11 protein-coding genes and 1 other RNA gene are annotated in these 13,268 nt (G+C 57.5%); 3 read left to right on the forward strand and 9 right to left on the reverse strand.

Annotation, left to right across the window (positions count from 1 at the left end; genetic code table 11):
* Positions 1-44: 44 nt before the first annotated feature.
* The 7 genes from gcvP to ACESQ2_RS26295 form a co-directional block, all read right to left on the reverse strand.
* Positions 45-2,918, reverse strand: a complete 2,874-nt coding sequence (gene gcvP, locus ACESQ2_RS26265; protein ID WP_373171552.1) for an aminomethyl-transferring glycine dehydrogenase — start codon at positions 2,916-2,918, stop codon at positions 45-47.
* A 143-nt stretch (positions 2,919-3,061) separates the two neighbouring features.
* Complete coding sequence (gcvH, locus tag ACESQ2_RS26270) at positions 3,062-3,451, reverse strand: glycine cleavage system protein GcvH (RefSeq protein ID WP_004854088.1); 390 nt, start codon at positions 3,449-3,451, stop codon at positions 3,062-3,064.
* Positions 3,452-3,473: 22 nt separating this feature from the next.
* The gene (gene gcvT, locus ACESQ2_RS26275; protein WP_057173763.1) at positions 3,474-4,568 is read right to left on the reverse strand and encodes a glycine cleavage system aminomethyltransferase GcvT; all 1,095 of its coding nucleotides are present in this window, start codon (positions 4,566-4,568) and stop codon (positions 3,474-3,476) included.
* A gap of 421 nt (positions 4,569-4,989) precedes the next feature.
* The gene (gene ubiI, locus ACESQ2_RS26280; RefSeq protein ID WP_004854091.1) at positions 4,990-6,192 is read right to left on the reverse strand and encodes an FAD-dependent 2-octaprenylphenol hydroxylase; all 1,203 of its coding nucleotides are present in this window, start codon (positions 6,190-6,192) and stop codon (positions 4,990-4,992) included.
* Between the two features lie 10 nt (positions 6,193-6,202).
* Positions 6,203-7,381, reverse strand: coding sequence for a 2-octaprenyl-6-methoxyphenyl hydroxylase (ubiH, locus tag ACESQ2_RS26285; RefSeq protein ID WP_049083217.1), 1,179 nt, complete (start codon positions 7,379-7,381; stop codon positions 6,203-6,205).
* Positions 7,378-8,694: a Xaa-Pro aminopeptidase gene (gene pepP / locus ACESQ2_RS26290; protein WP_014226807.1), complete on the reverse strand. Its 1,317-nt coding sequence runs from the start codon at positions 8,692-8,694 to the stop codon at positions 7,378-7,380. Before pepP ends, ubiH begins: the two co-directional genes overlap by 4 nt.
* Before the next feature lie 28 nt (positions 8,695-8,722).
* Positions 8,723-9,301 carry a YecA family protein gene (locus ACESQ2_RS26295; protein ID WP_004133578.1) on the reverse strand — a complete coding sequence of 193 codons (579 nt, stop codon included), beginning with the start codon at positions 9,299-9,301 and terminating at the stop codon, positions 8,723-8,725.
* Between the two features lie 165 nt (positions 9,302-9,466).
* Here ACESQ2_RS26295 and zapA point away from each other — a divergent pair, with 165 nt between their 5' ends.
* The 3 genes from zapA to ACESQ2_RS26310 all read left to right on the forward strand — a co-directional run bounded on the left by zapA (position 9,467) and on the right by ACESQ2_RS26310 (position 10,719).
* Positions 9,467-9,796 (forward strand): cell division protein ZapA, encoded by a 330-nt coding sequence (zapA, locus tag ACESQ2_RS26300; RefSeq protein ID WP_004105598.1) that lies wholly within the window; start codon positions 9,467-9,469, stop codon positions 9,794-9,796.
* Between the two features lie 41 nt (positions 9,797-9,837).
* Positions 9,838-10,021: non-coding RNA, 6S RNA (gene ssrS, locus ACESQ2_RS26305), on the forward strand.
* Positions 10,022-10,122: 101 nt separating this feature from the next.
* Positions 10,123-10,719 carry a 5-formyltetrahydrofolate cyclo-ligase gene (locus tag ACESQ2_RS26310; protein WP_014226809.1) on the forward strand — a complete coding sequence of 199 codons (597 nt, stop codon included), beginning with the start codon at positions 10,123-10,125 and terminating at the stop codon, positions 10,717-10,719.
* Between the two features lie 377 nt (positions 10,720-11,096).
* Here ACESQ2_RS26310 and serA read toward each other — a convergent pair whose 3' ends face one another.
* Positions 11,097-12,329, reverse strand: coding sequence for a phosphoglycerate dehydrogenase (serA, locus tag ACESQ2_RS26315; RefSeq protein WP_004115297.1), 1,233 nt, complete (start codon positions 12,327-12,329; stop codon positions 11,097-11,099).
* A 269-nt stretch (positions 12,330-12,598) separates the two neighbouring features.
* Complete coding sequence (gene rpiA / locus ACESQ2_RS26320) at positions 12,599-13,258, reverse strand: ribose-5-phosphate isomerase RpiA (RefSeq protein ID WP_004125006.1); 660 nt, start codon at positions 13,256-13,258, stop codon at positions 12,599-12,601.
* Between the last annotated feature and the right edge of the window lie 10 nt (positions 13,259-13,268).

Here is a 13,268-nt window from a genome sequence, read left to right on the forward strand (position 1 = left end):
ATAAAGGCGCCGCAGCGCCTTTAAAAGATAGTCTAATCAGCAGATTACTGGTATTCGCTCATCGGCACGCAGGAGCAGAACAGATTACGGTCGCCGTAAACATCGTCCAGACGCTTAACGGTCGGCCAGTACTTATTGTTCAGCCCCGCCGGGAAGACCGCCAGTTCACGGGTGTACGGATGGTTCCACTCGCTCACCAGTTCACCCTGAGTATGCGGCGCGTTCACCAGCGGGTTATCCTCCAGCGGCCATTCACCGCCTTTCACGCGGTCGATCTCGCCGCGAATCGCCAGCATCGCATCGATAAAGCGGTCCAGCTCCACTTTGCTTTCCGATTCGGTCGGTTCCACCATCAGCGTGCCGGCAACCGGGAAGGACATGGTCGGAGCGTGGAAACCAAAATCAATCAGTCGCTTGGCAATATCCAGCTCGCTGATGCCGGTCTCTTCTTTCAGCGGACGAATATCCAGAATACATTCGTGCGCCACGCGACCGTCGCGGCCGGTATACAGCACCGGGAACGCGTCTTTCAGCCGGGTAGCGATGTAGTTGGCGTTCAGAATCGCCATCTGGCTCGCCTGTTTCAGCCCCTCTGCGCCCATCATACGGATATACATCCAGCTGATCGGCAGAATGGAGGCGCTGCCGAACGGCGCGGCGGAAACCGCGCCCTGGCGGGTCAGCATGCCTTCAATTTGCACCACGCTGTGGCCCGGCACAAACGGCGCCAGATGCGATTTCATGCCGATCGGCCCCATACCCGGGCCGCCGCCGCCGTGCGGAATGCAGAAGGTTTTATGCAGGTTGAGGTGCGAGACGTCCGCGCCGATAAATCCTGGAGAGGTAATGCCGACCTGGGCGTTCATGTTCGCGCCGTCAAGGTAAACCTGGCCGCCAAACTGATGCACCACTTCGCACACTTCGCGAATAGTCTCTTCATAAACGCCGTGGGTGGACGGATAGGTGACCATGATGCAGGAGAGGTTCGCCGCATGCTGCTCGGCTTTCGCCCGCAGATCCGCCAGATCGATGTTGCCATTTTTATCGCAGGCGACCACCACCACCTGCATTCCCGCCATCTGCGCGGAAGCCGGATTGGTGCCGTGCGCAGAGCTTGGGATCAGGCAGATATCGCGATGCCCTTCGTTGCGGCTCTCGTGGTAATGGCGAATCGCCAGCAGGCCCGCGTATTCGCCCTGCGCGCCGGAGTTCGGCTGCATGCAGACCGCATCATAGCCGGTCAGCTTAACCAGCCAGTCGGAGAGCTGGGCAATCATCTGATGATAGCCTTCAGCCTGATCAACCGGGCAGAACGGATGCAGTTCGGCGAATTCCGGCCAGGTGATCGGGATCATCTCCGCGGCGGCATTCAGCTTCATGGTGCAGGAGCCCAGCGGGATCATCGCCTGATTCAGCGCCAGATCCTTACGCTCCAGCGCGTGCATATAGCGCATCATCTCGGTTTCGCTGTGATAGCGGTTGAACACCGGATGAGTGAGGATCGCATCGTCACGCAGCATGCTGGCCGGGATCGAACGGCTGTCCAGGGCCACGTCTTTATCCAGCGTGTCGATATCCAGGCCGTGATCGTCGCCCACGATGGCGCGGAACAGGTTCAGGACGTCTTCGCGCGTGGTGGCTTCATCGAGCGTGATCCCGACGGCGTGATGAATATCGCTGCGCAGGTTGATCTGCAGCGCTTCCGCCCGCGCCAGCACAGCGGCTTTATCGGCGACGTCCACGCACAGGGTATCGAAGTAGTGCGCATGGCGGAGCTTAAGGCCTTTTTTCTGCAGGCCATCGGCGAGAATATCGGTCAGGCGATGAATACGGCTGGCGATACGCTTCAGCCCAGCCGGGCCGTGGAACACGGCGTACAGGCTGGCAATATTGGCCAGCAGCACCTGGGAGGTACAGATATTAGAGTTCGCTTTCTCGCGGCGAATATGCTGCTCGCGCGTCTGCATCGCCATACGCAGCGCGGTATTACCCGCCGCATCTTTCGATACGCCGATAATACGGCCCGGCATGGAGCGTTTGAATTCATCTTTTGCGGCAAAAAACGCCGCGTGCGGGCCGCCGTAGCCCATAGGTACGCCGAAGCGCTGGGCGGAGCCAAACACAATGTCCGCGCCCTGCTTGCCCGGGGCAGTCAGCAGAACCAGGGCCATAAAATCGGCTGCGACGCTGACAATCACTTTGCGCGCTTTCAGATCAGCAATCAGTTTGCTGTAATCATGAACCTCGCCGGTCGTCCCTACCTGCTGCAGCAGCACGCCGAAGACGTCCTGATGGTCGAGGGCTTTCTCGGCATCATCGACAATCACATCGAAACCGAAAGTTTCTGCGCGGGTACGTACCACGTCCAGAGTCTGCGGATGAACATCGGCGGCAACAAAGAAACGGTTAGCGTTTTTCAGTTTGCTCACGCGTTTGGCCATTGCCATCGCTTCCGCGGCGGCAGTGGCTTCGTCCAGCAGCGAGGCCGAAGCAATATCCAGACCGGTCAGGTCGAGCGTCACCTGCTGAAAGTTCAGCAGTGATTCCAGGCGACCCTGGGAAACCTCCGGCTGATAAGGCGTGTAGGCGGTATACCAGCCCGGGTTCTCCAGCATGTTGCGCTGAATCACCGGCGGCAGCTGCACGGCGGTGTAGCCCATGCCAATGTACGACTTGAAGCGCTTGTTACGACCGGCGATCGCCTTCAGTTCCGCCAGCGCGGCGAATTCCGTGGTTGCTTCGCCCACCTGCGGCGGCGTTGCCAGCTGGATATCCTGCGGCACAATCTGGCCAATCAGGGCGTTAAGCGAATCGGCGCCAACGGTTTTCAGCATCTCCTGCTGCTGCCGGGCATCCGGGCCGATGTGACGTTCAATAAAGGCGTCACGGTTTTCAAGCTGGCCTAAAGTCTGGGTCATGAGCGATGGTTCCTGAACGTGCGGTGAATCGTGATTGTCTGACGGGTTTGCCCGGCGAGCACTGACGCTAACCGGGCCAGAAGACGCAAATCATTCGCGTTGCAGGAAGCCAACGCCCCTGCAACGTGAAGGATGAAGCGTATTTATTCGTCTTCTAACAGAGCTTCATATGCGGTCGCATCCAGCAGCGCGGCAACCTGAGCTTCATCGCTGGCTTTGATTTTAAAGATCCAGCCGCCGGCGTACGGCTCGCTGTTGACCAGCTCAGGGGAGTCGTTCAGCTCTTCATTGACGGCAACAATTTCGCCGCTAATCGGCGCGTAGATATCGGAAGCGGCTTTGACGGATTCGGCAACCGCGCAGTCGGCGCCCGCTTCTACGGCGGCGCCCACTTCCGGCAGGTCAACGAAAACCATATCGCCAAGCAGCTCCTGCGCGTGCTCGGTGATACCGACGGTATAGGTGCCGTCCGCTTCTTTACGCAGCCATTCGTGTTCTTTGCTGTATTTCAGTTCTGCTGGTACGTTGCTCATCAATTCATCTCCAAATGGGAAATCACGCCACGGCTTTGCCGTTGCGTACAAAAACGGGTTTGGTCACTTTGACCGGCATTTCGCGATTGCGAATCTGCACCACGGCGGTTTCACCGATGCCTTCCGGTACGCGCGCTAAGGCAATACTGTAGCCCAGCGTCGGGGAGAAGGTGCCGCTGGTGATAATGCCTTCTTTCTGATTGCCATCGGCATCGCTGAAGCGCACCGGCAGGCCGCCGCGCAGAACGCCTTTCTCGGTCATCACCAGGCCGACCAGCTGTTCGGTGCCTTTTTCACGCTGGAGTTCCAGCGCTTCACGCCCGATAAAATCACGGTCAGCCGGTTCCCAGGCAATGGTCCAGCCCATGTTAGCCGCCAGCGGAGAGACGCCTTCGTCCATCTCCTGGCCATAAAGATTCATGCCCGCTTCCAGGCGCAGCGTATCGCGCGCGCCAAGGCCGCACGGCTTAACGCCCGCGTCCAGCAGGCCGCGCCAGAAATCCACCGCCTGCTCGTTCGGCAGCGCGATTTCATAACCCGCTTCACCGGTATAGCCGGTAGTCGCAATAAACAGATCGCCCGCCTGCACGCCAAAGAACGGCTTCATGCCTTCCACGGCCTGGCGCTGCGCGTCGGTAAACAGCGTCGCCGCTTTCTCTTTCGCCTTTGGACCCTGTACGGCGATCAGGGATAGATCGTCACGCACGGTTATCTCAAGACCATAGGAGTCAGACTGCTGGGTGATCCAGGCGAGGTCTTTTTCACGGGTGGCGGAGTTAACAACGAGGCGGAAATAGTCTTCAGAAAGGAAATAAACAATCAGGTCATCAATGACGCCGCCGGAGGCGGTCAGCATGCCGCTATAGAGCGCTTTGCCCGGCACGGTGAGCTTCGCCACGTCGTTAGCCAGCAGATAGCGCAGGAACTCGCGGATTCGGCTGCCGTGAAAATCGACGATGGTCATGTGCGACACATCGAACATTCCGGCATCACCGCGCACCGCATGATGCTCATCGATCTGGGATCCGTAATGCAGCGGCATCATCCAGCCATGGAAATCCACCATGCGCGCGCCGCATAGCGTGTGTTGTTCAAACAACGGAGTCTGTTGAGCCATCTTTTCCTCATCGAATAAAACGGAACCAGCCACGATTTTTGGCGTTTTTGCGCCGCGAAAAACGCCGCCAGCATCGCTAAAGGACGCCGACGCAAACGTTCTCTTTGGCCTGAACTTACCACCGATATCCGCACTAAACCATAAGCCTGGTCAGGACATCACATTAGCTTATGACCAAAATCAGCCGCAGAGCCTACAGAGTTTTTATCTGCAATAAAGCGATTCAACCCGCACAAAACCAAACCCATTAATTAAAAAAGCAGCGCATGATGATATTTTCTGCGAAATGACGGGCCTAATTTCTATAACAAAAAAAAGGTAACATTAATAAAACTAATGTGAAAAACGAGGTGAAATTAGATTATTTCAAATGAGAGGAGATAACCCGGCGCGGCGGCCGGGTGAGAGAAGTGTGACGTACTTAACGTAACCAGGCGGGCAGGTCGTTGAGCCCCATCGCTTGACGGATAAGCTGCGGCTTCACGCCGGGCAATGTATCCGCCAGCTTAAGACCGATATCGCGCAGCAGCTTCTTCGCCGGATTGTGGCCGGAGAACATGTCGCGAAAGCCCTGCATCCCCGCCAGCATCAGCGCAGCGCTATGTTTACGGCTGCGTTCATAGCGACGCAGATACAGATGCTGGCCGATATCCTTGCCCTGCGCGTGCAGGCGCTTCAGTTCGTCGATCAGCTCGGCGGCATCCATAAAGCCAAGATTAACGCCCTGCCCCGCCAGCGGATGAATGGTATGGGCGGCATCGCCGACCAGCGCCAGACGATGGGCGGCAAACTGACGCGCATAGCGGCCGGTGAGCGGGAAGACCTGGCGCTCGCTCTCCACGGCGCATAAGCCGAGGCGGTTATCGAAGGCAATATTCAGCGCCTGGTTAAAAGCGGCATCGTCCGCCTGCCGCATCCGCTCAGCCTCCTCGGGAGAGAGCGACCAGACAATTGAGCAGAGGTGCGGATCGCTCAGCGGCAGAAACGCCAGAATCCCTTCGCCGTGGAACGCCTGACGCGCCACCGCTTCGTGCGGTTCTTCGGTGCGAATAGTGGCAACCAGCGCATGATGGTGATAATCCCAGTAGGTGAGCGGGATATCGGCTTTATTGCGCAACCATGAATTGGCCCCATCGGCGCCAACCACCAGCCGGGCGGTTAACATCGTGCCGTCCTGCAGGCTAAGAAAGGCCTCGTTCTCCCCCCACGCAACCTGCTGCAGCTGCGCCGGAGCCAGCAGAGTGACGTCCGCGCAGCGCTGCGCTTTTTGCCACAGGGCGTGGTGAATCACGGCGTTTTCAATAATATGCCCAAGGTGGCTAAAGCCCATGCTCTGGTCATCAAAGCTGATGCGGCCAAAACTGTCTTTATCCCACACTTCCATACCGTGGTAGCAGCTGGCGCGCTGGGCGATAATATCCTGCCAGACGCCCAGTTTGCTCAGCAGCTTCTCGCTGGCGGCGTTAACCGCCGACACCCGCAGCGCCGGCGGCGCATCCGCGCTTAACGGCTGAGGCGCGGCCTGTTCCAGCACCGCAACGCGCAGCCCGCTGCCCTGCAAACCGCAGGCAACCGCCAGCCCCACCATTCCACCGCCAACAATAGCGACATCAACACTTTGCACGTTTCACTCCTTAACGGGGAACCCAACCGAGGGTACGCTGCGCCAGCGCATCGCGCGCCGGGGTAAATAATTCCATCGCCATCAGGCCGACGTTGCGCCCCACCACCAGCGGCGCCCAGCGATTGGCGAACAGATGCACCAGCCCATCGGTCACGCCGACGGTGGCGGCTTTATCTGCGGCGCGTCGGGTCTGATAGCGGCTCAGAAGCGGATAGCCGCCCGGATCTTCTCCTTCTGCCTGCGCCTGCGCCAGCATTTCCGCCAGGCTCATGACGTCGCGCAGACCGAGGTTAAATCCCTGCCCGGCAATAGGATGCAGCGTTTGCGCCGCGTTGCCGACCAGCGCCAGCCGATGCGCAACCGTGCGGCTGGCTCGGGTGAGCGAGAGCGGATACACGCTGCGCTTTCCGGCATGGACGATCCGGCCAAGACGCCAGCCGAATGCCTGCTGAAGCTCATGGCGGAAGCGTTCGTCCGACCAGCTCAGCACCTCTTCACGCCGCGACTGCGGATGACACCACACCAGCGAGCAGCGGCCCTGCGACATGGGCAGCATCGCCAGCGGGCCGTGTGGGGTAAAGCGTTCAAACGCGCGCCCGCTATGCGGCTGCGCGGTACTGACGTTGGCGATAATCGCCAGCTGTTCATAGGGTTCCTGCTGCCAGCTGATACCACAGCGGGCCCCCAGCGTCGAGCGCGAGCCGTCGGCGGCGACCAGCAGTTTACCGCTGAGGGTTTCGCCGTTGTCCAGAACCAGGCTTACGCTCTCTTCGCTGCGGCTGACATTTTCCACCTTTGCCGGGCAGTGCAGCGTCACGCCCGGCGCCTTGCGCAGCTGCGCAAACAGGCGCTGGCCGACATCGTGCAGCTCAACCACCTGGCCCAGCGCCGCCAGCCCATACTCCTCAGCCTCGAGCGTCACAAACCCCGCGTGGCCGCGATCGCTGACGTGAACGCGCTGAATGGCCGTGGCGCAGTCGGCTATCTCTTGCCAGATATCCACGCGAGCCAGCTGCTGGCAGGTGCCGGCAGCCAGAGCGATGGCGCGGGCGTCAAAGCCCGGATGCTGCGCGGAATCCGGCGCAGATGCTTCAACCAGATGCACCGGCAGCGTACCGCCGGTCAGGCGAGATATCGCTAGCGCCAGCGTCGCGCCGGTCATTCCTCCGCCGACGATCAGGACGCTCATAGCTGGCGCGCCGCCGCCATCAGCGCCTCGATATCGTCCGCTTTTTTCACTACGCCGGCGGTGAGGTTCTCATTACCGTCTTCGGTAATGACGATGTCGTCTTCAATACGAATGCCGATGCCGCGGTACTGGGCCGGCACGTCGGCATCCGTCGCAATATACAGCCCCGGTTCAACGGTCAGCACCATTCCCGGCTCAAGAATACGCGAGCGGTCGACGTCATAGCTGCCGACATCATGCACGTCGAGCCCCAGCCAGTGGCTCAGGCCATGCATAAAGAAAGGACGATGGGCGTTATTGGCAATCAGCTCATCAATTTCACCTTTCAGGATCCCCAGACGCACGAGGCCGGTAATCATAATCCGCACTACCTGCTGGTTAACCTCTTTAATTGAGGTACCTGGGCGATAGAGCTTCAGCGAGGTTTCCAGAGATTCAAGGACGATATCGTAAATCTCGCGCTGGGCCGGGCTAAATTTGCCGTTAACCGGGAAGGTGCGGGTGATATCGCCCGCGTAGCCGCGGTATTCGCAGCCTGCGTCAATCAGCACCAGATCGCCGTCGCGCAGCTCGCACTCATTTTCGGTGTAGTGCAGGATGCAGCCATTTTCGCCGCCGCCCACGATGGTGTTATAAGAAGGAAAGCGCGCGCCGTGACGGTTGAATTCGTGAAGGATCTCGCCTTCCAGATGATATTCGAACATCCCGGGACGGCATTTTTCCATAGCGCGGGTGTGGGCCAGCGCGGAGATCTCCCCTGCGCGGCGCATGACCTCCAGCTCTTCTGCCGATTTAAACAGGCGCATCTCATGCACCATCGGCCGCCAGTCAATGACCGAGCCTGGCGCCTGCAGATTCTGCCGTACGCCTTTGCGCAGTTTTTCCAGCGCGTTAAACACGATGTCGTCGGCGTAGGCATATTCGCCCTGCGCAAAGTAGATAGCGTCGAGGCCGTTAAGGAGCTGGAACAGCTGCTGATTGATTTCACTAAATGCCAGCGCGCGATCGACGCCCAGCTTCGCGGGGGCAGCTTCCTGCCCGAGGCGGCGGCCAAACCAGATTTCAGCGGTCAGATCGCGCACGCGGTTAAACAACACGCTGTGGTTGTGCGTCTCATCGCTTTTAATCAATACCAACAGCGCTTCTGGCTCATTAAAGCCGGTGAAGTACCAAAAATCGCTGCTCTGCCGGTAGGGATATTCTGAATCTGCGCTGCGTACCGCTTCCGGCGCGGCGAAAATGAGCGCTGCGCTGCCCGGCTGCATCTGCGCCAGTAGAGCCTGGCGACGAGAGAGAAATTCCTGCTGAGTCATGACGCCCCCTGAACGATTTAATGAATGATTAGTGTAGCGTCGGCTTTTGAACTTCCGGCGCAGTGGGTTTCTGAAGAGAGAAGGTGTCGTGGCACAGCAGCGCAGCAACGCGTACGTATTCGATAATCTCCTCCAGAGACATTTCGAGCTCTTCCTGATCCTCGTCTTCGTCATACCCGAGCTGAGCAATATTGCGCAGATCGTCGATGGCTTCACCCGTTTCGTCTTTGACTTTATCCAGCTTAGGCTGCGTCACGCCCAGCCCAAGCAGAAAATGGTTCACCCAACCCGCGAGCGCATCGGCGCGATCGAACACGCTCACCTCGTCGCCATCCGGCAGGTAGAGCTGGAATAAGAAACCGTCATCCTCCAGCGAATCGCTGGTGGCGGAATGCATGTTACGCAGCGCCTGCGCCAGCTCGTGACCAAAAGCCAGGCCTTCGTTAGTCAGATCGTGCACCAACGGCTGCCAGCTGCTGTCTTTGTTGCCGCCGCACAGGATCCCGCTAATCAAACCGTGCATTTCGGCAGGGGTTAATCCTACCCCTTGTTGGTTCAGTAACTGGTCTACAGCGTTGTAGCCAGGCATTTCGTTCTGTATAGACATGCGCATTCGTCATCGTTGGGAGGAATATTCATGATATGCTACCACTTTGGACCCTGGTGAACCAGAATAGGGCTTGTATCTTAAAACCAGGGTAGCTATAGTGTCGCCCCTTCGCAGACCCTCCCAGGGCGTGAAGGCCGCGCAGTCAATCAGCAGGAAGGTGGCATGTCTGCACAACCCGTAGATCTCCAAATTTTTGGCCGTTCACTACGAGTGAATTGCCCGCCTGAACAAAGGGATGCCTTAAACCAGGCAGCTGACGACCTGAATCAGCGGTTGCAAGATTTAAAAGAACGCACTAGAGTCACAAATACTGAGCAGCTAGTCTTCATCGCCGCGTTGAACATCAGCTATGAGTTGACTCAGGAAAAAGCGAAAACCCGCGACTACGCCGCCAGCATGGAGCAGCGTATTCGGATGCTTCAGCAGACCATCGAACAAGCATTGCTTGAGCAAGGTCGCATAAGCGAAAGACCCGGGCAGAAGTTTGAATAACACTTTGCATTTAACTGTGTTAGAGTAATCGCAAGAACAAAATTTCTCTGAGATGTTTGCAAGCGGGCCAGTCCCCTGAGCCGATATTTCATACCACAAGAATGTGGCGCTCCACGGTTGGTGAGCATGCTCGGCCCGTCCGAGAAGCCTTAAAACTGTGACGACACATTCACCTTGAACCAAGGGTTCAAGGGTTACAGCCTGCGGCGGCATCTCGGAGATTCCCTTCTTTTTCGTTTCATCCCCCCTAAGTTAATTTTCGGCTTTTGCCGTCGTGTATTAGACTACGCCTGTTGGTATCGTTTGCTCACCGATGAGACTCAGGTATGACCCTATTGTCAGATATCCCCTTTACCAGGCAGCAAATTCGTCAGCAGATCCGCCAGCGCCGACGCGCGTTAACGCCGGAGCAGCAAACCCAGTTCGCCCTCCATGCGGCGGACAGAATGATGGCGTATCCGCCGGTTCTGCTCGCGCAGACGGTCGCGGTATTTCTTTCGTTTGATGGCGAGCTGGATACGCGGCCGCTGATTGATCAGCTCTGGCGGGCAGGCAAACGGGTCTATCTCCCCGTGCTTCATCCGTTCAGCCCCGGCAATCTTCTGTTTCTGCACTACCACCCAAGCAGCGATCTGGTGGTGAATCGTCTGAACATCCGCGAACCGAAGCTCGACGTGCGCGATGTCCTCCCGCTTAGCCAGCTGGATGTACTGGTAACGCCGCTGGTCGCGTTTGATGCCGCCGGACAGCGCCTGGGTATGGGCGGCGGATTTTACGACCGGACGCTGCAAAACTGGCGGCAGCATCGCCTGCAGCCGGTCGGCTACGCGCATGATTGCCAGCAGGTTGACGCGCTGCCGACGGAGCAGTGGGATATCCCGCTGCCAGCGGTCATCACGCCGTCAAAAACCTGGCTCTGGTAAAACGCCCGAACAATTGACATTGCTGTTTTTTTCACCTAAATTCCTGGGTAAAGGGTGAGGGAGGCGAACCTCCCTCCTGCATTCTCTCTGTTAATATGCTGGCCAGGCGATGATTAACAGGATAAGCAGCATGATGAAGAGTCTCATCATCGTCCCTTTCCTTTTAGAGCCCCTGCCTCGGTAGGGGCTTTCCCGTTTCAGCCCCACGCTGAGTCTTTATCGTAAATCCCTTTCTTTCAGGCACAACGACATCCGACGGTTTTAATCGTCGTTTGCGGCAAGCCTCGCAAAGCGTTTGGGTGGCGACGGGAAATTGCAGAAGGGTCTATCAGGAGAAAAGGGGCAGGTCGATGACCTGCCCGCTGGCATAAAAGGAGTTAGAACAGCAGACGGGCGCGGATGGTGCCAGGAATAGCCTTCATCGCCTGCAGCGCGCTCTGGGCGACATCTTCTTCGGCTTCAATATCAATGACCACGTAGCCCATTTGCGGAGTGGTCTGCAGATACTGCGCCGCAATGTTAATGCCCTGCGCGGCGAAAATCTGGTTAATCGCGGTCAGAACGCCCGGACGGTTTTCATGGATATGCAGCAGACGGCGCCCGCCGTGCAGCGGCAGCGACACTTCCGGGAAGTTAACCGCCGAGAGCGTAGAACCGTTATCGGAGTATTTCGCCAGCTTGCCCGCCACTTCCAGACCGATGTTTTCCTGCGCTTCCTGAGTTGAGCCGCCAATGTGCGGGGTCAGGATAACGTTGTCGAACTCACAGAGCGGAGAGTTGAACGGATCGCTGTTGGTCGCCGGCTCGGTCGGGAAGACGTCGATCGCCGCGCCCGCCAGGTGCTTGCTCGCCAGCGCATCGCACAGCGCCGGGATATCCACCACGGTGCCGCGAGAGGCGTTGATCAGCAGCGCGCCGGGTTTCATCAGCGCCAGCTCTTCCGCGCCAATCATGTTCTTCGTGGAGGCGTTTTCCGGCACGTGCAGGCTCACCACATCGCTCATGTTCAACAAATCAGAAAGATGCTGGACCTGAGTCGCGTTACCTAACGGCAGCTTGCTTTCAATATCGTAGAAATAGACATGCATCCCCAGCGATTCGGCCAGAATACCCAGCTGCGTGCCGATATGACCATAGCCGATAATACCCAGCTTTTTGCCGCGCGCTTCAAAGCTGCCGACCGCCAGCTTGTTCCATACGCCGCGGTGCGCTTTGGCATTTGCCGCCGGTACGCCGCGGAGCATAAGCAGCAGTTCGCCGATCACCAGTTCAGCAACGGAACGGGTATTGGAGAACGGGGCGTTAAACACCGGGATACCGCGTTTCGCCGCCGCGTTTAAATCAACCTGATTGGTACCGATACAGAAGCAGCCAACCGCGACCAGCTTCTCCGCCGCCGCGAAGATCTCTTCAGTCAGATGAGTACGGGAACGCAGGCCGATGAAATGGGCATCACGGATGGACGCTTTCAGCTCTTCGCTATCCAGCGCGCCTTTATGAAATTCGATATTGGTGTAGCCCGCTGCGCGAAGGCTGTCCACCGCTTTTTGGTGCACACCTTCAACCAGCAGAAATTTAATCTTGTCTTTTTCCAGTGATACCTTAGCCATTTCCCCGTCCTGTTTTTGTCTTAACTGATGTCGTGCGGAACGAAAGTTCTTCTCAGCAACATATCAAAAAAAACTATTGCGGCAATATGAACGTTTGCGTCGGCAACCTGAAGAAATATCAATCAGCGGGAAATAGCAGGACAAAACACCAGAAAGTAAAAGAAAGGTAGATTGTTACTAAGACAAGGCGCATAAATGTGACAGAAGTCACCAAAATAGGCCTGGAGAAAAAATATTTGCGAGGGAGCGATTCGCTCCCTCGGATCAGACTATTTAGTGATAGTTTTTACACCATCAGCGGTGCCAATCAGCGCAACGTCCGCACCGCGATTCGCAAACAGGCCGACGGTCACGACGCCCGGAATACCGTTAATGGTATTTTCCAGCGCAATAGCGTCCAGAATTTCCAGACCAAATACATCGAGGATCACGTTGCCGTTATCGGTCACGACGCCCTGACGATACTCCGGACGGCCGCCCAGCTTAACCAGCTGACGCGCCACGGCGCTGCGCGCCATCGGGATCACTTCCACCGGCAGCGGGAATTTACCCAGAATATCCACCTGCTTGGAAGCATCGGCGATACAGATAAATTTGTCGGCGACCGAAGCGATAATTTTTTCACGCGTCAGGGCTGCGCCACCGCCCTTGATCATCTGCATGTGGCCGTTGATTTCATCTGCGCCGTCCACGTAAATACCAAGACGGTCAACGCTGTTCAGATCAAAAACCGTAATACCGAGGCTTTTCAGTTTTTCAGTAGAGGCATCAGAGCTGGAAACCGCCCCTTCTATTTGCCCTTTCATGGTACCCAGCGCATCGATAAAGTGCGCCGCCGTCGAGCCCGTACCGACCCCAACGATAGTGCCCGGTTGTACATACTGCAGTGCCGCCCAGCCTACCGCTTTTTTCAGTTCATCTTGCGTCATGATTATGGTC

The sequence above is a fragment of the Klebsiella sp. Q11 genome (assembly GCF_964241505.1).
Lineage (GTDB): Bacteria > Pseudomonadota > Gammaproteobacteria > Enterobacterales > Enterobacteriaceae > Klebsiella > Klebsiella michiganensis.

What these genes read in the sequence shown, in the direction of transcription:
- ACESQ2_RS26310 (WP_014226809.1), top strand. Translation starts at nt 10,123, where the DNA reads ATGACCCTATTGTCAGATATCCCCTTTACCAGGCAGCAAATTCGTCAG.
- serA (WP_004115297.1), bottom strand. Translation starts at nt 12,329, where the DNA reads ATGGCTAAGGTATCACTGGAAAAAGACAAGATTAAATTTCTGCTGGTT.
- gcvT (WP_057173763.1), bottom strand. Translation starts at nt 4,568, where the DNA reads ATGGCTCAACAGACTCCGTTGTTTGAACAACACACGCTATGCGGCGCG.
- pepP (WP_014226807.1), bottom strand. Translation starts at nt 8,694, where the DNA reads ATGACTCAGCAGGAATTTCTCTCTCGTCGCCAGGCTCTACTGGCGCAG.
- ubiH (WP_049083217.1), bottom strand. Translation starts at nt 7,381, where the DNA reads ATGAGCGTCCTGATCGTCGGCGGAGGAATGACCGGCGCGACGCTGGCG.
- gcvH (WP_004854088.1), bottom strand. Translation starts at nt 3,451, where the DNA reads ATGAGCAACGTACCAGCAGAACTGAAATACAGCAAAGAACACGAATGG.
- ACESQ2_RS26295 (WP_004133578.1), bottom strand. Translation starts at nt 9,301, where the DNA reads ATGTCTATACAGAACGAAATGCCTGGCTACAACGCTGTAGACCAGTTA.
- gcvP (WP_373171552.1), bottom strand. Translation starts at nt 2,918, where the DNA reads ATGACCCAGACTTTAGGCCAGCTTGAAAACCGTGACGCCTTTATTGAA.
- rpiA (WP_004125006.1), bottom strand. Translation starts at nt 13,258, where the DNA reads ATGACGCAAGATGAACTGAAAAAAGCGGTAGGCTGGGCGGCACTGCAG.
- zapA (WP_004105598.1), top strand. Translation starts at nt 9,467, where the DNA reads ATGTCTGCACAACCCGTAGATCTCCAAATTTTTGGCCGTTCACTACGA.